Here is a 20,191-nt window from a genome sequence, read left to right as displayed (position 1 = left end):
TGCCTGCGGCTTGCCTGCGGACCATCTCGGACCTGCAGCAAGTCGTTGTCCCCTCGTGGGGACAACGACTTGAACGACAGCGCAGCGTTCAGTCCGGCCTATGCCGCCGCCTTCTTGCGCGCGAGCTCGGCCTTGTACAGCTCGAACTCTTCCGCAATCGCTTTTGCCACCGAAGGCCGCTGGCGCAGGCGCTCGTAATAGGCCTTCACGTTCGGCCATTTCGCAAGCTCGATCGGCGGCGTCGCCATGGTCCAGTTGATGACGGTGACGAGATAGGCGTCCGCCACGCTGAAATGATCGAGCAGGAAGTCGCGCCCCTTCAGGTAGTTGTCGAGATAGTCGAGCCGCGACAGGTTCTTCTCCAGCGCATAGGCCTTGGTTTCCTGCGGCGCCTTGCGATCGAGCACGGGAATGAACAGGCCCTTGTGCAGCTCGGTGCCGATGAAGCACAGCCATTGGTGCAGGCGCGTGCGGTCGATGCCCTCTGCGGCGCCGATCCCGGATTGCGGGAAGCGGTCGGCGACGTATTGCAGGATCGCCGCATTCTCCGTCAGGACCACGCCCTCGTCGGTGCGCAGCGTCGGCACCAGTCCAAGCGGATTGACGGCGCGGAAGTCGGAGCCGTCGCTCAGCACTTTCTTGGTCGCCGGGTCGACCTCGAGATAATTCGCCCGGGCGCCGGCTTCATACAGCGCGACGCGGGTCGCCATGGAACAGGCGAGCGGCGAGAAATAGAGATCCATCTGTAGCCTCCTTGGGCAATTCTTGAGGTTTCGCTCAACCTGGCCAGATTGATTTTTGTACTGTCTTGCATAATATAGGGTCGGTCAAGGATTATTTTGCGAAATGGTACAAAAACCGAAGCCGCCAGCTGTTGCCAGTGAGCCCAAGCGCCGCGGTCGGCCGCGCGCTTACGAGCCGGAGGTCGCGCTCGGCAAGGCGCTCGACCTGTTTCGCAGGCAGGGCTTTGCCGCGACCTCGCTCGACGACCTCAGCGAGGCCACCGGCATGAACCGCCCGAGCCTCTATGGCGCCTTCGGGGACAAGCGCGAGCTCTACATCAAGAGCTATCAGCGCTACCGCGAGGAAGCGCGGGCCTCCATGGCTGCCATCTTTCGCGAGGAGATGCCGGTGCGCCAGCGGCTGGAGCGCATCTTCGCCTCGGCGCTGAGCATCTATCTGTCCGGCGAGACCGGTCCGCGCGGCTGCTTCACGGTGGTGACCGCGGCGTCGGAAGCCGTTGGTGATCCCGAGATCCGCGCCATGGTGCTCGACGGGCTCACCGAACTCGACAAGGCCTTTGCGAACTGCTTCCGCCGCGCCAAGGAGAAGGGCGAGTTGCCGGAGAGCGCCGATCCAGCCGTGCTGGCCCAGATCGCATCAGCCACCGTCCACACCATCGCCATCCGCTCGCGCGCCCGCGTTCCCCGCAACGAGCTGGAAGCAATCGTCAAGGGCGCGATCGACGTGATGGTGGGAGCCAAGGAGTAGGCTGTCGTCCCGGACAAGCGCAGCGAAGCGGAGCGCAGATCCGGGACCCATACGCCGCAGCAGTCATTGGGCGAGGACTCGGAGTCGCCACCTTGCGCCGCAACTTCTCCCTGTGGTTATGGGTCCCCGCGTTCGCGGGGACGACACTGAAGTCGCCGCGTTGGTTTCGTCCCCTACGCCGCGCGGATCTGCCCGAGGAAGCGATCCACCTCGTCGCGCAGCCGCTGCGACTGTTTCGACAGCTCGATCGCCGAACCCAGCACTTCCTCCGCCGCCGTGCCGGTGGCGGCGATGCCGTCGGTGACGCCCGCGATGTTTTGCGAGACCTCGCCGGTGCGGGCGGCGGCCTGTTGGACGTTCTGTGCGATCTCCTGTGTCGCCGTGCCCTGCTGGCCGACGGCAGCCGCAATCGCGGCGGAGATTTCGTCGACCTGCTGGATCGTCGCGCAGATCGACTGGATGCCGTCGACCGCGCCTGACGTCTCGCCCTGCACGGCCGTGACCTGTGCGCCGATCTCCTCGGTCGCCTTCGCCGTCTGCGTCGCCAGCGCCTTGACCTCGGAAGCGACCACGGCAAAGCCGCGGCCGGCTTCGCCCGCACGCGCCGCTTCGATGGTCGCGTTCAGCGCGAGCAGGTTGGTCTGGCCGGCGATGCCGTTGATGAAGGAGACGACGTCGCCGATCTTCTGTGCGGCTTCCGCCAGGCTCTGCACGCGTGCATTCGACTGCCGTCCGTCGTTGGCGGCCTTGCCGACGACCTCGGTCGCGTGGGCGAGGCGGCGGCTGATCTCGGTCATCGACGAGGACAGTTCCTCCGCCGCTGCGGCGACGGTCTGCACGTTCTCCGAGGCCAGTGTCGAGGCCGACGACACCGCGCGCGTCTGCTGCCTCGACTGCTCGACGATGGCCGACATCGAGCGGGCCGTATGCTCCATCTCGACCGCGGCCGAGGACACCGTGGTGACGACGTCGCGGATGCTGGCCTCGAAATTGTCGGCAAGCGCGGCGAAGGCGCGCCGCTTCTCCGCCTCCGACTTCGCCTTGGCTTCCAGCTGCTCGGCCTGGAGCTCGTTGAATCTCACGGCATTGTCGCGGAACACCGTGACCGCCTTCACCATCGCACCGACCTCGTCATTCGCCTTGCTGGCGGGAACGGGGACGTCGATGCGCCCGTCCGCAAGCTCGCGCATGACGGATGTGATGGCGAGGATCGGACGCGAGATGCTGCGGGCAATGAGATAGCCGACGATCGCGGCCAGCACGAGGCCGAGCGCGGCGATGCCGAAGGCAAGCAGCCAGGCGCGGTCGGCCGAGGCCACGTAATCGGCATTGTCCATCACCAGCTCGACGGCGCCGAGCGGCTTTCCGGAGAAATCCTTGATCGGTCCGAGCAGCGCGGCGACCGGAATGTTGTCGAGCTTGGCCTGTCTCACGGTGAAGTCGCCGGCGGTGGCGCGGCCGTAATCAGCCGCGTCGAAGAAGCTCTTGCCCTTCAGCGTGCCGCCGAACAGCTTGAAGGCCGAGCCGTCGGCCAGATGGAAGGCGATGTCGACGTGGCGGTTCGCCTTGAAATCGTCGAGGAAGGACTGGCCGAAGGTCAGGCCGAATTCGACCGTGCCCAGTTGCTTGCCCCCTTGCGCGATCGGCACCACGCCGCGGATGCCGAGCCCGGCGACGCCGCCTTCGAGGCCGACGACGACCTTGTGCTCCTGGTTGGCGACCAGAACGGTCTTGCGGAAGCCGGAGAGGTCGTCGCCGAATTTCGCGGGCTGGTGCACGCGCAGGAACGAGGTCGCCGGCGCCGTATGGAACTGGAACTGCTCGACACCGTATTCCGATTTTGTCGCGGCAAAGACCGGCCCGAACAGGGCCGTCAGGGCGCTGCGGTCCTGCTTGGCCATCGCATCCTGCGTCGCCGGCATCGCGGCCACGACCGTGCTCATGGCGGCCGCGCGGTGCGACTCTTCCGCGATCCGCGACAGCAGGGCATCGTAATGGCTGCGCAGCTCGCGCTGGTCGGCGCGGTCGATGATCCCGGCGATGATCCACATCGCCCCGAGCACGGCAAACAGTGCCGTCGCCGCCGCCGTCACCGCGAGGGCAACCGTGATCCGCATCCTGAGACCGAGGCTCGCGCGCATATCCGACTCGTTCGTTGACCGTTGGTTAAGGACGCATATCAAGTTCTCGCTAAGAGAGGATGAACGGGATACCGCCGGAGCGCAGTGGTTGTGGGGAGAGATCGTCGGGGCAGGGCTGTCTGACCCACCTGGCATGAGGCGCGCGTGCCTCTTCCGGCCAGCTAAAGCCTAATACCCCCGCGTCCGGTCCACCACGTTGTCCAGCGCGCCGCCAGCCTCGAACCGTGCGATCTGCTCGGCGACATAGGCCGAGATCGCGTCCGCATCGGTGTCGGCTGCGTTGTGCGGTGTCAGCACCACCTTGGGGTGGGTCCAGAACCGGCTGTCCTGCGGCTGCGGCTCCTGCACGAAGACGTCGAGCGAGGCGGCGCCCAGCGTGCCGTCGTCGAGGCAGGCCAGGATGTCGGCCTCATTCTGCAGGCCGCCGCGGCCGGCATTGATCAGCACAGGTGCGCCGAGCGGGCTGTTGTGGTTGAGCTTTGCGAAGACGTTGCGGTTGAGGATGCCGTGCGTCTCCGGCGTCAGCGGCAGCAGGCAGACCAGGATGTCGGTCTTGCGCAGGAACGCATCCATGCCCGTGGTGCCATGGAAGCATTCGACGCCGTCGATCGTGCGGGGGCTGCGGCTCCAGCCGGCGACACGGAAGCCGAGCCGCCGCAGCACGTCGGCGGCATCGGACCCCAGCGTTCCCAGCCCCATGATGCCGACCGTCACGGCGCTCGCGGGCCATTGATATCTCGGCTCCCAGCGCTTCGCGCGCTGCGAAGCCCGCAAATAGGGCTCTTGGCGGTGGTGCATCAGCACGTGCAGCACGACATATTCGGTCATGCGGTTGGTGAGATCTGGCACGGCGACGCGGACCAGCGGCACGCCAGGCAGGCTCTTGTCCGCCATCAGCGCATCGACGCCGGCGCCCAGATTGAAGATGGCCCGCAGATTGGGAAACGCGCCGAGAGCGCCCGGCACCGGCTTCCACACCGCGGCATAGTGCACCTCGGCCGGGTCGAGCCCGGCATCCGGCAGCAGCACCACGCGACGGTCGCCGCAGACGGCGTCGAACCGGGCCTTCCAGCGCTCCGGCGACCAGTTCTGCTGCGTGCTGTTGATCAGGACGGCCAGGGTGCCCATGGTCATGCGAAGTGCCTCGTCAAAGTTCCGCTGGAGAAGGCCCTCCTTGGCACGATCTGCCTGATTTTTCCTGCAATTTTTTTCCGCAGTCCTGTCGGAGCGGGGCATATTGGCGCGTCTTTAGAACAGACGAGGAAAGTGCCGCCTATGCTTTATGCCATCCTTTGCTATCACGATGAGGACTTCGTCGGCTCCTGGAGCAAGGAGCAGGACGAAGCCGTGATGAAGAAGCTCGCCGTGGTGCAGGAGAAGCTCACCCAACAAGGCCGGCTCGGCCCGGTGGCGCGGCTGTTGCCGACCACGGCGGCGGCGACCTTGCGCAAGGAAGACCCGCCGCTGGTGCTCGACGGCCCCTATGCCGAGACCAAGGAGCAGTTGCTCGGCTTCTACATCGTCGATTGCAAGAATCTCGACGAGGCCCTCGACGTCGCCCGCGATCTCGGCGCCGTCAATCCCGGCGGCGCCTATGAGGTGCGCCCCGTGGGCGTGTTCAGGCCGGGAGGACTTTCGACGTGAGCGAAGCCGACACCGCCTGGATCGAGACTGCGCTGACCTCGGCGCGCCCCCAGGCGGTCGGCGCGCTGCTGCGCTATTTCCGCGACCTCGACACGGCCGAGGAGGCCTTCCAGAACGCGTGCCTGCGCGCGTTGAAGACCTGGCCGCAGAATGGGCCGCCGCGCGATCCGGCCGCCTGGCTGATCATGGTCGGCCGCAACGTCGCCATCGACGAGGTGCGGCGCACGCGCAGGCAGCAGCCGCTCCCTGAGGACGACCAGGCAATCTCCGATCTCGACGACGCCGAGGGGGCGCTCGCCGAGCGGCTCGACGGCTCGCACTACCGCGACGACATCCTGCGGCTGATGTTCATCTGCTGCCATCCGCAATTGCCGGCGACGCAGCAGATCGCGCTGGCGCTGCGCATCGTCTCGGGCCTGACCGTGAAGCAGATCGCGCGTGCCTTCCTGGTCTCGGACGCGGCGATGGAGCAGCGTATCACCCGTGCCAAGGCGAAGGTCGCCGAGGCGGGGACGCCGTTCGAAGCGCCCGGCGCGGTCGAGCGCTCCGAGAGGCTCGCCGGTGTCGCGGCGATGATCTATCTGATCTTCAACGAGGGCTATTCGGCGAGCGGCGACACCGCCGAGATCCGCAAGCCGCTCTGCGAGGAGGCGATCCGGCTGGCACGGCTGCTGCTGCGGCTGTTTCCGAGCGAGCCGGAGATCATGGGGCTCACCGCGCTCATCTTGCTGCAGCATGCACGCAGCGCCGCGCGCTTTGCCGCGGACGGCTCGCTGATCCTGCTGGACGATCAGGACCGTTCGCTGTGGAACGGGACCATGATCGCGGAGGGGCTTGCCTTGATCGACAAGGCGATGCGCCATCGCCGCAGCGGGCCGTACCAGATCCAGGCTGCGATCGCCGCGCTGCATGCCCGCGCGGCGGCACCGGAAGAGACCGATTGGGCGCAGATCGACCTGCTCTACGGCGCGCTCGAGGTCGTGCAGCCCTCGCCGGTGGTGACGCTCAATCGCGCGGTCGCGGTCTCCAAGGTGCGGGGGCCGCAAGCCGCGCTCGATTTGATCGAGCCGCTGGCGCCCAAGCTCGCCAATTACTTCCATTTCTACGGCGTACGCGGCGCCTTCCTGATGCAGCTCGGCCGCAACGACGAAGCCCGCATCGCCTTCGACCGCGCCATTGCCCTCGCCAACACATCCGCGGAAGCCGCCCATATCCGCATGCATCTCGATCGCCTGATCCGGGACAGCCAGCCGAAGGCAAAGGAAACTGCGAAGGCGAAATAGGGGCGCCTCGTCATTCCAAGGCGATGCGAAGCATCGGACCCGGAATCTCGAGATTCTCAGGGGCGTAATTGCGCACCGGAGACTGGTCCTTCGGACCGTTCCGAAATGACGATCAAAAAACATTCCATCAATTGTCGGCTCCAGCCCTCCCGCTTCGTCCTTTGCCCGTATCCACGGAGCCATCCATGCTGAAAGCCATTGCCATCATCGCCATCGTGCTCGCGGTCGGAATCGCGGGCGTCCTCGTCTTCGCATTGACGAAACCCGACACCTTCCGGGTCGAGCGCAGCCTCGCGGTGAAGGCGCCGGCCGGTGCGATCTACCCGCAGGTTGCCGATTTCCACCGCTGGACCGGCTGGTCCCCCTACGAGAACCGCGATCCCGCCATGAAGCGCAGCTTCGGTGGCCCTGAGGAAGGCAAGGGCGCGACCTATGCCTGGGACGGCAACAACAATGTCGGCGCCGGCCGCATGGAGATCCTCGAGGCGAACGGGCCGTCCAAGCTTCGCATCAAGCTCGATTTCGAGCGGCCTTTCGAAGGTCACAACACCGCCGAGTTCACCTTTGTGCCGCAAGGCGATGCCACTCTGGTCACATGGGCGATGTACGGTCCGGCTCCGTTCATGTCCAAGATCATGCAGGTGTTCATCAACATGGACAGCATGATCGGCAAGGATTTCGAGGCCGGTCTCGTCAGCCTCAAGAAGCTGGCCGAGAAACAATAAACCTCACTGCAAACGAAGAGGAGAGAAACGATGCTCAACGCCTATCTGTTCTATCAGGATAATTGCGAAGCCGCGTTCAACTTCTACGCCAAGGTTCTCGGCGGCAAGATCGATGCGATGATGCGTGCCTCGGAGGCGCCGCCGGATATGCCCGCCGCGCCCGGCCGCGAGAAGACGATCATGCATGCGCGGATGTCGCTGCCCGACGGCAGCGTGCTGATGGCCTCCGACGCTCCGCCGGAGCATTTTCACAAGCCGCAGGGCTTCTCGATTTCGCTCACGGTCAAGGATCCCGCCGATGGCGAGCGCAAGTTCAACGCGCTCGCCGACGGTGGCAGCGTCACCATGCCGTTCAGCAAGACCTTCTGGGCGAAGGGCTTCGGCATGTGCGTCGACAAGTTCGGCATTCCCTGGATGGTGAACTGTCCGGCGGAAGGCATGTGACGCGCATGGGTTGAGTTGGAAATCCCCTCTCTCCAAATGCTGCGGGAGAGGGGACACAGGGAGCCGTCACAGGGCGCAAGCGTCGTTCCGTCACGCGCCGATCGGCCGATTCCCTTTTACCGGATTGATCCGGTCACCTCCTCGCCTTGCGGCGAGGGCTGCACGCAGCGAGGGCAGATGACGAGCTTGGTGCCGAGTTGCCTGTCGTTCTCCGCTTCGATCTCGTCGTGGACCGCCCACCACGCCTCGGAGTAGGGCCGCAAGGTGCCGAGCACGCGTTCCCGTTCCTGATTTGGATCGCTCGCCGCAGGCGCGGGACTCGCTGCTTGCCGCTTCGCGTTATGAGGGCGGCTCTTGTTGGCGGCGCTCTTATTGGGGTCTTGGCCAAGGCCATCCCACGCGATCGGACGACGCTCCTGCGCCGATGCGACTGCACATCCGAGCAGCGCTGTGCAGAAGGTGAGCAAGATGAAGCCGTGTCGCAGCATGCCGGACCCAAAGTTCGCGCAATGCGCACGCTCCGCACAGGGAACTCGCATCGCGTCGGTGAAATGGAACTTAAGGCAAACGAGTTGGCCGGCATGGCCGCGGAATGAACTCAACGAGTCGCATCACTTTGCGGGAGCAGTGAGGCCGCTTCGTGAAACCGCGCGGACTGCATCGCACAACAATTGACGCAATATTGGGCTGTGATGAGCACGTCAGAATCGCTATTGGTGACTCATAAAATCTAAAAAGCTGGGGTGGACGTCACTTGTGGAAGGGGAGCGACCGATGGCGGCGGCGCTACAGATCAATTTTGCCCTGTGGGGGATGCTTATCTGCGTCAGCATGAAGCTGGGGCCGGTGATCCAGACTCTTTATTGAAGGCAGCCAAGCGTGATGGCGTAGCAGACCCGGTGCGCACATTCGGTGCGAGCACAGGGAACCTGCCGTATGGCCTCGCGCCAGCCAAGCCAAATGCCATTGGTGTGACGCGGTTCACATAACTCGTTCACGTCACATGCGGCGCGGTTGCCACATTCGTCAGCGGCAGCGCGGATAGATCGCGGCGAGATCACGCCCCTTGAGCAGAAGCAGCCGCGAGGTGAGGCCACCGCGGCGGCTGATCCAGTCGCGGACCGGGCCGGGATAGGCGGCAAGCACAGCGACCGATGCTTCCGGCTCGGCATAAAAGCGCCCGCGCCGGTCCACCGAACGTGCTGCGTGGAAGCCCAGCACGGCGCGCTTGGTGACACAGATGCGTTCCTCCGGCACGATGCTCAGCACCAGCGTGCAGGCAGACAGGCAGGGACCGTCGATCACGACGCGCTCGCCGCTCTCGCGTACCTTCTCGAACAAATCGAGGAACGGTCCGACCTGTCCGCCCGGAGATTGGATGATGCGGATTTCGGCGGCGGCCGGCGAAATCGCAAGAAGTGCCGATGCGAGCATCAGGGCTTTGACGAAAGCGCGTCGCATGGAGCACTCCACAAGCTCGGTTTCGTAAGGGTGGGCAAAGCGCGCCGTGTCCACCAATGTCACGTGGTGGATACGGCGCTCACGCGCCGTTACCTACCTTACAATTTTCGTACCTACCCGTTCCGTCTTTGACCGCGCAGCGTCGGCAGGCCGATCCCGGCCGCATCGAAGCCGCCATCAACGGCCAAAATTTGGCCGGTGATGTAGCTCGCATTTGCCGAGCACAGGAAGTAGATCGCTTCCGCGAGTTCCTCCTCCAGGCCGTAACGGTTGAGCGGGATGGCGTCGTGATAGTCCGCGCGGATCTCCTTGGTGTGCACCTGCTTGGCCATCGCGGTGTCGACCGGCCCCGGCGCGACCGCGTTGACGCGGATGTTGAGAGAGGCGAGCTCGACCGCGAGCTGCTTGGTCAGGTGTGCGAGTCCGGCCTTGCTGGTGCCGTAGGCCGAGCGCAGCGTCGAGGCGCGCACCGCCGAGATCGAGGTGATGTTGACGATGGCGCCGCCATGGCCCTCGCGCATCAAGGGCACGGCCGCCTTGGTGCAGAGGAAGGGGCCGGTGAGATTGACCTCGAGCACGCGGCGCCAATCGGTCTCGGATGTCTCCATCAGCGGTGCGAACACGGCAATGCCGGCATTGTTGACCAGCGCATCCAACCGGCCGAACCGCCGCTCGATCGTCGTCATCGCATCGCTCACGGCAGCTGCGTCGGAGACGTCGCAGGTCAGCGCCAGCGTCACCTCGTTTTGGTCGATCCCGGCGACCGCCCGGCCGAGCAACTCGCCCTCGATGTCGAGCAGCGCCACACGCCAGCCCTCGGCCAGGAACTTCTTCGCGGTCGCAAGTCCGATGCCGCGCGCGGCTCCGGTGACGAGGGCGACTTTTTGCGGGGAGGCGGGCATGGGCGATTTGTCCTGTGTCGAAATACGGGCGCGCGTGAGCAGCCGCTCCTTTTACTGTGCTTCGGTATCGATGAGGAAGAGCTTATGGCGCTGGAGCGGCGCGCTCACGCTTGAACCGTCCCCCTGCGGTGGCCACTTTTTCAGAGGCCCCCGAAGGAGGACAGGACTAAAAACAGCGGAGACGACGCCCTATGACAGCTCTGCCGAGGCGCGCTGCATGTTGGCCGACATGTCGGAGGTCACGATGCTCTGCTCCTCGACCGCGGCGGCGGTGGAGGCGATGAACTCGTTGACGCCGGCGATCGCAACCTTGATCGCGCTGAGCGAGCTCGCGACGTCGCCGGAGATGGTGTTCAACGCGTCGATCTCGGAGGTGATCGTGTCGGTCGCGCGCTTGGCCTGGCCGGCGAGGTTCTTCACCTCGGAAGCGACCACTGCAAAGCCTCGCCCGGCTTCGCCCGCTCGCGCCGATTCGATCGTGGCGTTGAGTGCGAGCAGGTTGATCTGGCTGGTGATGCCCGAAATCATGTCAACAATGCCGCTCATGGCGTGGGCGGCCGTGGCCAGTTTCTGCGCCTGGTTATCCGCCGATTCGACCCTCGTGGTCGCGACCTTGGAGGTCTCCCGCGACTTCGCCATGGTCTCGGAGATTTCGCGGATCGAGGCGCTCATCTGCTCGCTGCCGGCGGCAACCGCCTCGATCAGTCCGCGGGCATTGTCGGCCTTCTTGCGGCCGATCGCCTGCGCGGTGATGTCGGTGGCGTATTTCACCACCTTGTAGGGCTTGCCGTTGAGGTCCAAGATCGGATTGTATGATGCCTGGATCCAGATCTCGCGGCCGCCCTTTGCGATCCGCTTGTATTCGGCGGCCTGGTATTCGCCGCGGTTGAGCGTCTCCCAGAACTGGCGGTAGGCGGCCGAGTTCTTCTCGTTTGGCTCGACGAACATCGCGTGGTGCTGGCCCTTGATCTCGGCCAGCGCATAGCCCATCGCCTTCAGGAAGTTCTCGTTGGCGGTGCGGATCGTGCCGTCCATGTTGAACTCGATCACCGCTTGCGATTTCTGAATTGCGGCGAGCTGGCCGTCATTGTCGGCCGCCTTCATCTTCTGCGCGGTGACGTCGGTCGCGAACTTCACAACCTTGAACGGCTTGCCGGCTTCGTCGAGGATCGGATTGTAGGTGGCGATGATCCAGATCTCCTTGCCGCCCTTGCCCAGCCGCTTGTATTCGGCCGCCTCGAACTCGCCGCGGTTCAGCTTGGCCCAGAACGCGGCATAGGCCGCACTCGCGCGGTCCTCGGGCGTCACGAACATGCTGTGATGCTTGCCCTTGATCTCGTCGAGCGAGTAGCCCATCGCGGCAAGGAAATTCTCGTTGGCGGTGACGATGGTGCCGTCCATGTTGAACTCGATCACGGCCTGGGCGCGATTGATCGCGGCGATCTTGCCGGAATCCTCCATGGTCTTGATCTTGTACGCCGTGATGTCGGTGGCGAACTTGATGAAGCTGATGACCTTGCCGTTCTCGTCGCGCAGCGGCGCATAGGAGGCGTGGATCCAGACCTCCTTGCCGCCCTTGCCGAAACGCTTGTATTGCGTGGTCTGGAATTCGCCGCGGTTCAGGCTGGCCCAGAAGTCGCGGTAGCGCGCGCTGTCGCGCTCGATCGGGCTGACGAAGATGCTGTGATGCTTGCCCTTGATCTCGGCCAGCGTGTAGCCGCTCATCTTGAGCAGGTTCTCATTGGCATCGAGGATGGTGCCGTCGAGACCGAATTCGATCACCGCCTGTGACCGGTCGAGTGCCTCGACCTCCGCGATCGCATGTCTGATCTTCTTGCTCTGGAAATTAAACACGTTGGCTCCGCAATGCTCAGAAACGAATCGGCAATACCGTTATCCCGAACTGAAAGTTGCAGGCTCTTCTTGATCATCTGTAAACCATGCTCAATCCTCCGCCGGTTCCGCAATTCGATGTGCGCCGGTCCAACTCCTTCAACTAACGGGTGTTTTTGATCTGTATGCACGGCGGAGTTCATAACTCGGACCCGCACTTTTACGGAGGCCCAGGCGAAATATTTTTCGCGTCGTGTAACCGCGCACGGCCGGCGGTGTCGGCAGGCTCAGGCGTGAACCGTCCTTATAGGATGTTTGTCTGCGGAGACGATTGATGCCCGACGACAATGAACGCCTGATCCGAGACCTCTTCGCCGCCTATCTCGCCAACGACCGGCCGCGGGTTGCCGACGCGTTGGCCGACGATTTCCGCTTCACCAGCCCGTTTGACAGCGATCTCGACAAGGCGACCTATTTCGAGCGCTGCTGGGGCGACAGCGGCTGGATCGCGCGCCATGACATCGAGCGCATCTTCGTCCGGGGCGAGGAGGCCTTCGTCACTTATCTCTGCTTTGCGACGGATGGCCGGAGTTTTCGCAACACGGAGTTCTTCACCTTCGCAGCCGGCAAGGTCCGGCGCATTGAGGTCTATTTCGGCGCTGCCAGAAAGGACGGTCGGTTCCTGCCGCAGCCGCGCTGAGGCTCCTCGAAATAATTTCACTCTCGTGTCGGTTCCGTAGGGTTCCGTTCGTCTTGAAGGCGAGCGCGACCCGGGCGCGAGCCCGGCAGGACGAACAACGAGGAACTCCATGCGATTCATGATGCTGATGATCCCGCTCGGTTACGAGACCGCGCCGCCGGACGTGCAGCTCGATCCCGAGCGGGTCGCGGCGATGATGCGTTACAATGAGGCGCTGAAGGACGCCGGCGTGTTGATCACGCTCGACGGTCTGCATCCGCCGTCGATGGGCGCACGGGTGTCGTTTGCGACCGGCGAGCCCATTGTCACCGACGGCCCGTTCGCCGAGGCCAAGGAAGTCCTCGGCGGGTATTGGATGATCGAGGTGGCCTCGCGGGCCGAGGCGATTGCCTGGGCCAAGCGGTGTCCGGCATCGCCGAACGAAATCATCGAGATCCGGCAGGTGCAGGAGATGGCCGACTTTCCGCCTGACGTGCAGGCCGCTGCCGCCGGTTTTGGCGACCTGAAGACATAGCCCGCATTGGCCGCGACGAGATCGCGGCCGTCGATATCAACAAGGGAGAGACCGATGAGCACCGAACACAGATTCCTCGCCATTTACCTCGGCAGCATGAGTGGCGAGAAGATGAAGGCCTGGCATGCGATGCCCGAGGCGGAGCGTAAGGCAAAGGAGCGCGAGGGCATGGCCGCCTGGCACGGCTGGGTCGAGAAGCACAAGGATGTCATCGTCGAGCTGGGCGGCCCGCTCGGCAAGACCCGCAGGATCGACGGCCGCGGCATCTCCGAGATCAGCAATGCGCTGACCGGCTTCACGGTGGTACGCGCCGCCTCGCAGGAGGAAGCCGCAAAACTGTTCGAGAACCATCCGCATTTTGCGATCTTCCCGGGCGAGGCGATCGAAGTCATGCCCGTGCTGCCGATTCCGCAGATGTAGCTGCGGACGAGGCCCAATTCCGGGCGATGTCGTCCCTCCGGCCCGGCATCGCCGTGGAAGCACGGGGTTAATCACCCCCGATTCCCGCTAGTGACCTTCACCGCCGGCTCATGTAAAAGTCGTTCACATGAGCTGGCGCAAGGAGCAGCGCCGCGCCGAGCGCGGCTATCATCACGGCAATCTGAAGGAAGCACTTCTGCAGGCCGCTCTCGGGCTGATCGCCGAGAAGGGGGCGGCCGGCTTCACCTTCGCCGATGCCGCGCGCATGGCCGGCGTCAGCGCCGCGGCGCCCTATCGGCATTTCCGAGACCGCGACGAGCTGTTGTCCTCGATCGCCCAGCGCGGTTTCGAGCAGTTCGAGGCGCGCCTGACCGCGGCCTGGGACGACGGGCGGCCCGACACGGTCACCGCATTCGAGCGCGTCGGCAGGGCCTATCTTGCTTTCGCCCGTGAGGAGCCCGCCTTCTACAACGCGATGTTCGAGTCCGGTCTGCCGGTCGATGCCAATCCGGCGCTGCAGGCCGCGAGCGAGCGCGCTTTCAACATCATTCGCGCCGCGGCCGAGCGGCTCGCAGCGCTGGCGCCGCCCGGCATGCCCCGACCGCCGGCGATGATGATGGCCCTGCACATCTGGTCGATGGCGCACGGCGTCGCCTCGCTGTTCTCCCGTGGCGACGCCGCGCGACGAAAACTGCCGATGTCGCCGGACGAGTTGCTCGAAGCCGAGGTGTTGATCTATCTGCGCGGTCTCGGCTTCCCGACCGATCGCCGTCCGCCAGCCAAGAGCGCCGAGCCGCCGCCGGTGCCACCGGAGGCGTCCTCCGGTTCAGGCGTGCCGCCCGGCGGCTCGCCAGGCGGTCCGTGGGGCAAGCCGAAATAAAATTACGCAGATCATCACGCGGGCGTGTCTTGCAGCCAGCTTGACAAAATCGCGGGATGGTCTAGCTATGTAAATGTTATTTACATTCACAACGGCTGATGCCGTCATGGAGAAGGAAATGGCCTACACCGCTGATGTCAATCGCTGGCGCGGCCCTTCGGACCAAAACTACGAGCGCCCCCATATGCTCGATACGCCCTGGCATCCCGGCTGGATCGCCGTGACCATCCTCGGCTTCATCATCTGGTGGCCGATCGGACTTGCCCTTCTCTTTTTCACACTCGGGAGCAGAAGAATGTCGTGCTGGAGCCACCAGGATCGCTGGCAGAACAAGATGGAAAAGATGCAGTACAAGATGGACCGCATGCGCGGCCGCATGGAGCGCCGCGGTTTCGGTTTTGGCTTCGGCCCGCCGTCCTCCGGCAACCGCGCCTTCGACGAATACCGCTCTGAGACGCTGCAGCGCCTCGAAGAGGAGCAGGTCGAGTTCAGGAACTTCCTCGATCGTCTGCGTCACGCCAAGGACAAGGAAGAGTTCGACCAGTTCATGGCGCAGCACAAGACGCGTCCGACCCCGCCGCCGACCGATCAGCAGCAGGGCTGACCTTCAAGCCTGACATCTCTCAAAGCCTTCAGGCGCATGCCCCCAAAGTCCTGATGGCCCCGAGCCGCCCGTCTGCGCAACCCGCAGGCGGGCGGTTTGGTTTTGAGGATCTGCTTTCGATTCTCCGCGCGCGAAGAGGAGGGGCGGAGTTCGGACGACATCCGGACGGCGGGTTGTAGTTGCGCGCGACAGCAACCGTAGTTATTGGCCGGGCAACCACCTCTCATGCCGCCGACTGCGGCGATCCGGCTCGCCCCGAAATTGAATCAGCTCTTGCAACCAGAGGGTGCCACGCGTAACCTCGGGGCGTTTCATGCGATGATATTTGGCTGAATATTTCGGGAGTATTTTCGTGCGGATCGTATCGATCGTTCGGAAAGTGGCCCCTCGCTGCTATCCCAATTATCTCAAGGCCTTTGAAGACGGCGACGACATCTTCGACCGCTTCAAGATCAACACACCCCTGCGCATCTCGCACTTCCTCGCCCAGGCGCTCTACGAGACGGGCCGCGGTACGGTCCTGTTCGAGAACCTCAAATACAAGACGGCAGCGCGCCTCCTCGAGATTTTCGGCGTCGGCAATCACACCGCGGCCATCCGCTCCGACGAGGTCGATCAATATCTCAACAATGATCGCGCTCTGGCCGAGCGCGTCTACGGGCTGGGGAATCCAAAGAAGGCGAAGGAGCTCGGCAACACCAAGCCCGGAGACGGGTACAAATATCGCGGCGGCGGCCTGATGCAGACGACGGGCGGCGCCAACTATCTGCGCATGGGCAAACTTGCAGGCGTGGATTTCTACAATGATCCGGACCTGATCGTCGCACCCGAAGCATCTCTCCTTCCCGCGCTTCACGAATGGAACGAGGGAGGACTGAACGCCTACGCGGATCAGAACGATATCCGCACGATCACGCGCATCATCAACGGCGGCTACAACGGCCTCAGCGGTCGTACGGAGCTGTTCGAAACCGTGTGGAGCGCAATCGGCAAGAGCGGCGCCAACCAGGTGGCCTGGAAAGCCGCGGCTACTTCGGATGAAACGCGCGAGCTTCAGGAGGCCCTGAACGATCTTGGCGCCGACCCGGCGCTTGTCGTGGACGGACGATATGGTCCTGCCACCGAGAAGGCCGTCACGTGGTTTCAACGCCAGGCCAAGATACCGGTCGATGGAAATGCCGGCATGGTCACGCTGGCGGCGCTGAAGCTCCGCTTGAACGCGAGGACTGCTTCAGAGCGCGCTTGAGCGCTCGTCGCCTTTGACGTGCGAGCTTCGCCAGAGCTTCGCAGATGGATGTCTCGATATTGAGGGCCGAACTTTAGCGAATTGATCACGCAGAAGGGAAATAGCATGACCGACGGCGAAAAGATGCTGAAGCTGGCCGAGTCCCGCATCGGCGAGAAATACGTCAACGTCTGCGTGCCGAAGAACAACAAGAACTGGCACGGTCCATGGGACTGTGCGGAGTTCATGTCCTGGCTGGTGTATCAGGTCGGCGGATTTCTGTACGGCTGCGTCGACGACAACGGCAATCCCGCAACGGTCGAGGCCTATACCGGCGCCTGGAAGAGCGATTCACAGAGACTCGGAAAGCGTGTTCCGTGGCAGAAGGCAGCTGCAACGGTCGGAGGCATTCTGCTTCGCTACCCGCCCGGGCCCGGCATGATGGGACACATCGTCGTATGTGACGGCGAGGGAGGCACCGTGGAGGCGATGGGCTCGGCCTATGGCGTCCGTCGCGGCAAGGTGTCGGGCCGGAATTGGGATACGGGCGTCTTTCTCCCAAACTTCACATACGGGGAGGCCGGTGAAGATCTCGATGTGGCCGAGCCGACCCAGCTCTATGCGCTCGGGCGCCCGGGCATGAAGGCGTCCGTGGTTCGCGATATTCAGCGCGCCCTGAAGGAGCTGGGGTTCAATCCGGGGCCGATCGGCGGTGAATATAACGACCTGACGGTGGCGGCGGTCGCGGCGTTTCAGGCGACCAAGGGACTCGTCGTCGACGGCCAGGTCGGGCCTCAGACGGCAAAGCGGTTGAAGGTCGAGCTCTAGGGTTGGCGCAGTTCTTTCAGTTGCCGGCGCGTACGACGCACGCGCCGGCAGCAGCACCGGCTCCGAGCTGCTTCACCTGAGAAAAGCTTCAGCGCACCGTCACGAGCTGCGACCGAACCGAAGCCAGGAAGTGCTCGTAGGCGTGATCAACGATCTCGTTGAGCGATCGCGTCCGCGCGAAGATCGCCTTGGCCTCCGTGAGAAACTCTTCGCGGGTCGGTATCTTCGGCAGATGCAGGTGGGTCAGCGCGTCCACCCCGTCATGCGCGCGATTGAGGATGTCGTGCAGCGTCGGCAATTGCTGGGCGAGGTCGGCCCGGTGCAGCGCCGACGAGATCGCGTGCGCGAGAGCCTGTGCATCGAACCGTCCGGCCAGCTCGCGGGCGGCGCGATTGATCACCCGGGCGCCGAGCGGCTGCTCGTTGCGTAGCACCTGTTCGGGCGGTGCCTTCATGTCCCAGACGATTCCGAACCACGACAGCATTGTCAGGACGTAATAGGTGACGTCGATCTCCCACCAGCGAAAGCCCTGTCGCACGCTGCTCTGGTAGGCGTGATGATTGTTGTGCCAGCCCTCGCCCATGGTGAGGAGCGCAAGCAGCCAGTTGTTGCGGGAATCATCGCCGGTCACATAGCGCTTGCGTCCGTGAACGTGGGCGAGCGAATTGATGCAGAAGGTCGCGTGATAGACCAGCACCGTGCTCCACAGGAAGCCGACCACCAGGCCCGACCATCCCCCAACCAGGAAGCAGAGTCCTGCAAGCACGAAGGCCGGCAGCAGCTCCAGCCGATGCAGCCACAACAGCTCCGGATAGGCCGTGAGATCGCCGACCTTCACGAGGTCGGTCGCATCGTGTTCGCGATAGAAGATCCAGCCGACATGGCTGTACAGGAAGCCGCGTTGACGCGGCGAATGCACGTCCAGCTCGGTGTCGGAATGCAGATGATGGTGGCGATGCTTGGCGGCCCACCACAACACGCTCTTCTGGGCAGTGCTCTGCGCAAGGCAGGCCAGAATGAACTGAAACACCCGGCCGGTGGCAAAAGCCTTATGCGAGAAATAGCGGTGGTAGCCTGCCCCGATGGCAAACATGCGCACGACATACAGTGAAACGCAGATCGCCAGGGCTTGCCAGGTGACGCCAGTCCAGATGGCGGCAAAGCAGCCGAGATGAACCAGCACGAACGGTATGGCGGAGGGGTACATGACGTCGTCGTGGTGGTCGTCGGCGGGCGCGTTAGGCGACATGTCTTGGCGTGACCTCAGGTAACGGGGATCCGGGATTCGTGTCGGCAGCGTTGCGAGCCGCCGGGTACGAAAAACCCGCGGATGGCGGACCACCGCGGGGTTGAACCAGCTGCTTGACGTGGGCAGTCCCGGCCAAAGCAGCGTCGGCCGGACATTCGACGGACTATATGGGCGTGGATGCCTGGCATGCAAGCTCGTAGCCTCACGGGGAGCTGCGGCATGGTGCTCGGGTCGCGCGCCGTGCTCGCGGCGTGGCGAGCGGGCTGCCTACGGCCTATATTTCGAGATGTGAAGCAAGTACCCAAGCACCGGAGGCGGCGATGACGCCAGCTGTGACCGCGACGAAAGATCGCCTCTGGCAGAAGATTCGCGACGAGGCGCAGCGTGCGCTTGCATCCGATCCCGTCTTCGGCAAGTCGCTGGCCGAGACCGTCCTCGTGCATGAGAGTCTTGCCGCGGCTCTCGCCGATCTGATCGGGCGCAGGCTTGGCGGCAACCTCGCCGAGCAGGCGCGCTTCGCAGCGTTTGCCCGCAACGCGTTTCACGCCTCGCCGGAACTGATCGAAGCTGCGGGCCGCGACTTGCAGGCCATCGTGCGCAGCGATCCCGCCATCAGCGGTCTGTTGGCGCCGCTGCTGCATTTCAAGGGCTATGTCGCGTTGCAGGCCTGGCGCGTCTCGAACTGGCTCTGGCGCCATGACCAGCGCGATGCCGCGCTCTTGTTTCAGAACGAGGCGTCGAACGTCCTGCAGGTCAGCATTCATCCGGCCGCCAGCATCGGCTCGTCCGTCTATCTCGATCACGCCACGGGCATCGTGATCGGCGCCGATGTCGTGATCGGCGACGAGGTCACGATCCTGCAGAATGTCAGCATCGGCCGCAGCCACGAGCTGCCGCCGCGCTCGCCGCGCATCGGCCGCCATGTCTTCATCGGCGCCGGCGCGACCATTCTGGGCGATATCCGGATCGGTGACTTCGCCAGGATCGGCGCCGATACGGTCGTGATCTCCGATGTTCCCGGCGGCTGCACCGCGGTCGGAAATCCCGCGCGATTGACCAACTGCCCCGAGCCCGCCTCGGCGGCCTGACACGCCTCCAATGGCGACGTCGCGGTCCCGGTGCCCGTCTGAAAACGTGCGCCCCATAGAACCTGGTCGCGACGAGATCCGACCAAGCCGCAACGGCGGCTTTTTCGCCTGTGCCGACGGGTAGGGCCATGACCATTGCTGAATGCAAGGAGACCAGGCAGCGCATCGCTCTGTTCGCGCGTGCCTCAGATCTGTTCGAGCGGTTCGGGTGCTGGCTGCCGCTCGCGCTTGCATTCCTCAATGGATGGCCGACAGAGGTCAAAACCTATCAGGAGTTCGTAGACGGCGGTGCCTGGCACCTCTTTTTCAGCGGCGCCCTCTATCAACTCGCCGCCTTCGCGCTCAGGCGTGCGGTCTCATTCGCCGAAGCGGGTCTTGACCCGTGATCCTGCTGCGCGATTTCACCCTCTTCGGTCTGCCCGTGCTGATCGCCGCTGGTGGCTGGCTGTACGCGTTCAGCCTGCGCCGGCGGCGCCGCCTGTAACCCCGGGCCACGTCGCGGCGATTGGCGGAAAGTGATTTTCGGGACAATTTTCCGGGGTGGGCGTGGTTCCTCGGGTCGAACCGGGACACGGGCCAGGCCTGCCCACCACCCCCCAACCGCCTGCGCCGCCTACCTTTCCCGCGGCCTAATTCAACTCTGGTAACCCGGCATTAACCAACGCCGGGCTCTGGTAAGGGCGGACAGTCGCGCCCAAAGCCCGCAGCCGAGCCCCGTCAAGGCCCGGGGCCAAAGGCCCATAGTTTTGACATCTTGGC

At 64.1% G+C, this 20,191-nt stretch carries 22 protein-coding genes; 14 read left to right on the top strand and 8 right to left on the bottom strand.

All coding sequences use genetic code 11. The annotated features are described in order from the left end of the window. Window positions 1-98 precede the first annotated feature (98 nt). The gene (locus tag ML401_RS30855; RefSeq protein WP_211415944.1) at window positions 99-743 is read right to left on the bottom strand and encodes a glutathione binding-like protein; all 645 of its coding nucleotides are present in this window, start codon (window positions 741-743) and stop codon (window positions 99-101) included. Window positions 744-846: 103 nt separating this feature from the next. Here ML401_RS30855 and ML401_RS30850 point away from each other — a divergent pair, with 103 nt between their 5' ends. After that, on the top strand, window positions 847-1,491 hold the full coding sequence (locus ML401_RS30850) for a TetR/AcrR family transcriptional regulator (RefSeq protein WP_285807932.1): 645 nt from the start codon (window positions 847-849) through the stop codon (window positions 1,489-1,491). 173 nt (window positions 1,492-1,664) lie between these two features. Here the strand turns inward: ML401_RS30850 and ML401_RS30845 are convergent, their stop codons facing one another. Beyond that, window positions 1,665-3,632 (bottom strand): methyl-accepting chemotaxis protein, encoded by a 1,968-nt coding sequence (locus tag ML401_RS30845; protein ID WP_285807931.1) that lies wholly within the window; start codon window positions 3,630-3,632, stop codon window positions 1,665-1,667. A gap of 168 nt (window positions 3,633-3,800) precedes the next feature. After that, entirely contained in the window at window positions 3,801-4,766 is a 966-nt protein-coding gene (locus tag ML401_RS30840; RefSeq protein WP_285807930.1) for a glyoxylate/hydroxypyruvate reductase A, read from the bottom strand. A gap of 141 nt (window positions 4,767-4,907) precedes the next feature. Here ML401_RS30840 and ML401_RS30835 point away from each other — a divergent pair, with 141 nt between their 5' ends. From ML401_RS30835 to ML401_RS30820, 4 genes are all read left to right on the top strand, one after another. Further along, on the top strand, window positions 4,908-5,276 hold the full coding sequence (locus ML401_RS30835) for a YciI family protein (RefSeq protein WP_194404359.1): 369 nt from the start codon (window positions 4,908-4,910) through the stop codon (window positions 5,274-5,276). Further along, window positions 5,273-6,559 (top strand): RNA polymerase sigma factor, encoded by a 1,287-nt coding sequence (locus ML401_RS30830; RefSeq protein ID WP_212067421.1) that lies wholly within the window; start codon window positions 5,273-5,275, stop codon window positions 6,557-6,559. Before ML401_RS30835 ends, ML401_RS30830 begins: the two co-directional genes overlap by 4 nt. A 185-nt stretch (window positions 6,560-6,744) precedes the next feature. Then, entirely contained in the window at window positions 6,745-7,284 is a 540-nt protein-coding gene (locus ML401_RS30825; RefSeq protein ID WP_285807929.1) for an SRPBCC family protein, read from the top strand. Between the two features lie 30 nt (window positions 7,285-7,314). Next, window positions 7,315-7,728 carry a VOC family protein gene (locus ML401_RS30820; RefSeq protein ID WP_211415950.1) on the top strand — a complete coding sequence of 138 codons (414 nt, stop codon included), beginning with the start codon at window positions 7,315-7,317 and terminating at the stop codon, window positions 7,726-7,728. A 116-nt stretch (window positions 7,729-7,844) separates the two neighbouring features. On the opposite strand, the gene ML401_RS30815 is transcribed toward ML401_RS30820, so the two are convergent. The 4 genes from ML401_RS30815 to ML401_RS30800 form a co-directional block, all read right to left on the bottom strand. Continuing rightward, window positions 7,845-8,216 carry a hypothetical protein gene (locus ML401_RS30815; protein ID WP_285807928.1) on the bottom strand — a complete coding sequence of 124 codons (372 nt, stop codon included), beginning with the start codon at window positions 8,214-8,216 and terminating at the stop codon, window positions 7,845-7,847. Window positions 8,217-8,754: 538 nt separating this feature from the next. Next, window positions 8,755-9,189, bottom strand: coding sequence for a hypothetical protein (locus ML401_RS30810; protein ID WP_212067419.1), 435 nt, complete (start codon window positions 9,187-9,189; stop codon window positions 8,755-8,757). 113 nt (window positions 9,190-9,302) lie between these two features. Continuing rightward, window positions 9,303-10,091 carry an SDR family NAD(P)-dependent oxidoreductase gene (locus tag ML401_RS30805; RefSeq protein WP_211415953.1) on the bottom strand — a complete coding sequence of 263 codons (789 nt, stop codon included), beginning with the start codon at window positions 10,089-10,091 and terminating at the stop codon, window positions 9,303-9,305. A 189-nt stretch (window positions 10,092-10,280) separates the two neighbouring features. Then, on the bottom strand, window positions 10,281-11,945 hold the full coding sequence (locus ML401_RS30800; protein WP_259216393.1) for a PAS domain-containing methyl-accepting chemotaxis protein: 1,665 nt from the start codon (window positions 11,943-11,945) through the stop codon (window positions 10,281-10,283). A 313-nt stretch (window positions 11,946-12,258) separates the two neighbouring features. On the opposite strand from ML401_RS30800, the gene ML401_RS30795 reads away from it, so the two are divergent. From ML401_RS30795 to ML401_RS30765, 7 genes are all read left to right on the top strand, one after another. Beyond that, window positions 12,259-12,624 carry a nuclear transport factor 2 family protein gene (locus ML401_RS30795; RefSeq protein WP_259216394.1) on the top strand — a complete coding sequence of 122 codons (366 nt, stop codon included), beginning with the start codon at window positions 12,259-12,261 and terminating at the stop codon, window positions 12,622-12,624. Between the two features lie 109 nt (window positions 12,625-12,733). Then, the gene (locus ML401_RS30790) at window positions 12,734-13,138 is read left to right on the top strand and encodes a YciI family protein (protein ID WP_212067415.1); all 405 of its coding nucleotides are present in this window, start codon (window positions 12,734-12,736) and stop codon (window positions 13,136-13,138) included. Window positions 13,139-13,192: 54 nt separating this feature from the next. Further along, a complete protein-coding gene (locus ML401_RS30785; RefSeq protein WP_211415955.1) occupies window positions 13,193-13,558 on the top strand; it encodes a YciI family protein in 366 nt (121 codons plus the stop codon). A gap of 127 nt (window positions 13,559-13,685) precedes the next feature. Continuing rightward, entirely contained in the window at window positions 13,686-14,438 is a 753-nt protein-coding gene (locus ML401_RS30780) for a TetR/AcrR family transcriptional regulator (protein ID WP_259216395.1), read from the top strand. A 118-nt stretch (window positions 14,439-14,556) separates the two neighbouring features. Further along, window positions 14,557-15,042: a DUF2852 domain-containing protein gene (locus tag ML401_RS30775; protein ID WP_194404347.1), complete on the top strand. Its 486-nt coding sequence runs from the start codon at window positions 14,557-14,559 to the stop codon at window positions 15,040-15,042. Between the two features lie 352 nt (window positions 15,043-15,394). Further along, a complete protein-coding gene (locus ML401_RS30770) occupies window positions 15,395-16,288 on the top strand; it encodes a peptidoglycan-binding protein (protein WP_285807927.1) in 894 nt (297 codons plus the stop codon). A 105-nt stretch (window positions 16,289-16,393) separates the two neighbouring features. Next, the gene (locus ML401_RS30765) at window positions 16,394-17,095 is read left to right on the top strand and encodes a peptidoglycan-binding protein (RefSeq protein WP_285807926.1); all 702 of its coding nucleotides are present in this window, start codon (window positions 16,394-16,396) and stop codon (window positions 17,093-17,095) included. An 88-nt stretch (window positions 17,096-17,183) separates the two neighbouring features. Here ML401_RS30765 and ML401_RS30760 read toward each other — a convergent pair whose 3' ends face one another. Further along, window positions 17,184-18,344, bottom strand: a complete 1,161-nt coding sequence (locus tag ML401_RS30760) for an acyl-CoA desaturase (RefSeq protein WP_285807925.1) — start codon at window positions 18,342-18,344, stop codon at window positions 17,184-17,186. 320 nt (window positions 18,345-18,664) lie between these two features. Here ML401_RS30760 and ML401_RS30755 point away from each other — a divergent pair, with 320 nt between their 5' ends. Beyond that, window positions 18,665-19,432 carry a serine acetyltransferase gene (locus tag ML401_RS30755; protein ID WP_285807924.1) on the top strand — a complete coding sequence of 256 codons (768 nt, stop codon included), beginning with the start codon at window positions 18,665-18,667 and terminating at the stop codon, window positions 19,430-19,432. Between the two features lie 128 nt (window positions 19,433-19,560). Next, a complete protein-coding gene (locus ML401_RS30750) occupies window positions 19,561-19,818 on the top strand; it encodes a hypothetical protein (protein ID WP_285807923.1) in 258 nt (85 codons plus the stop codon). Window positions 19,819-20,191 lie beyond the last annotated feature (373 nt).

Source organism: Bradyrhizobium sp. 62B, from assembly GCF_030272265.2.
Taxonomy (GTDB): domain Bacteria; phylum Pseudomonadota; class Alphaproteobacteria; order Rhizobiales; family Xanthobacteraceae; genus Bradyrhizobium.
This window is presented reverse-complemented; position numbering and strand designations above follow the sequence as displayed.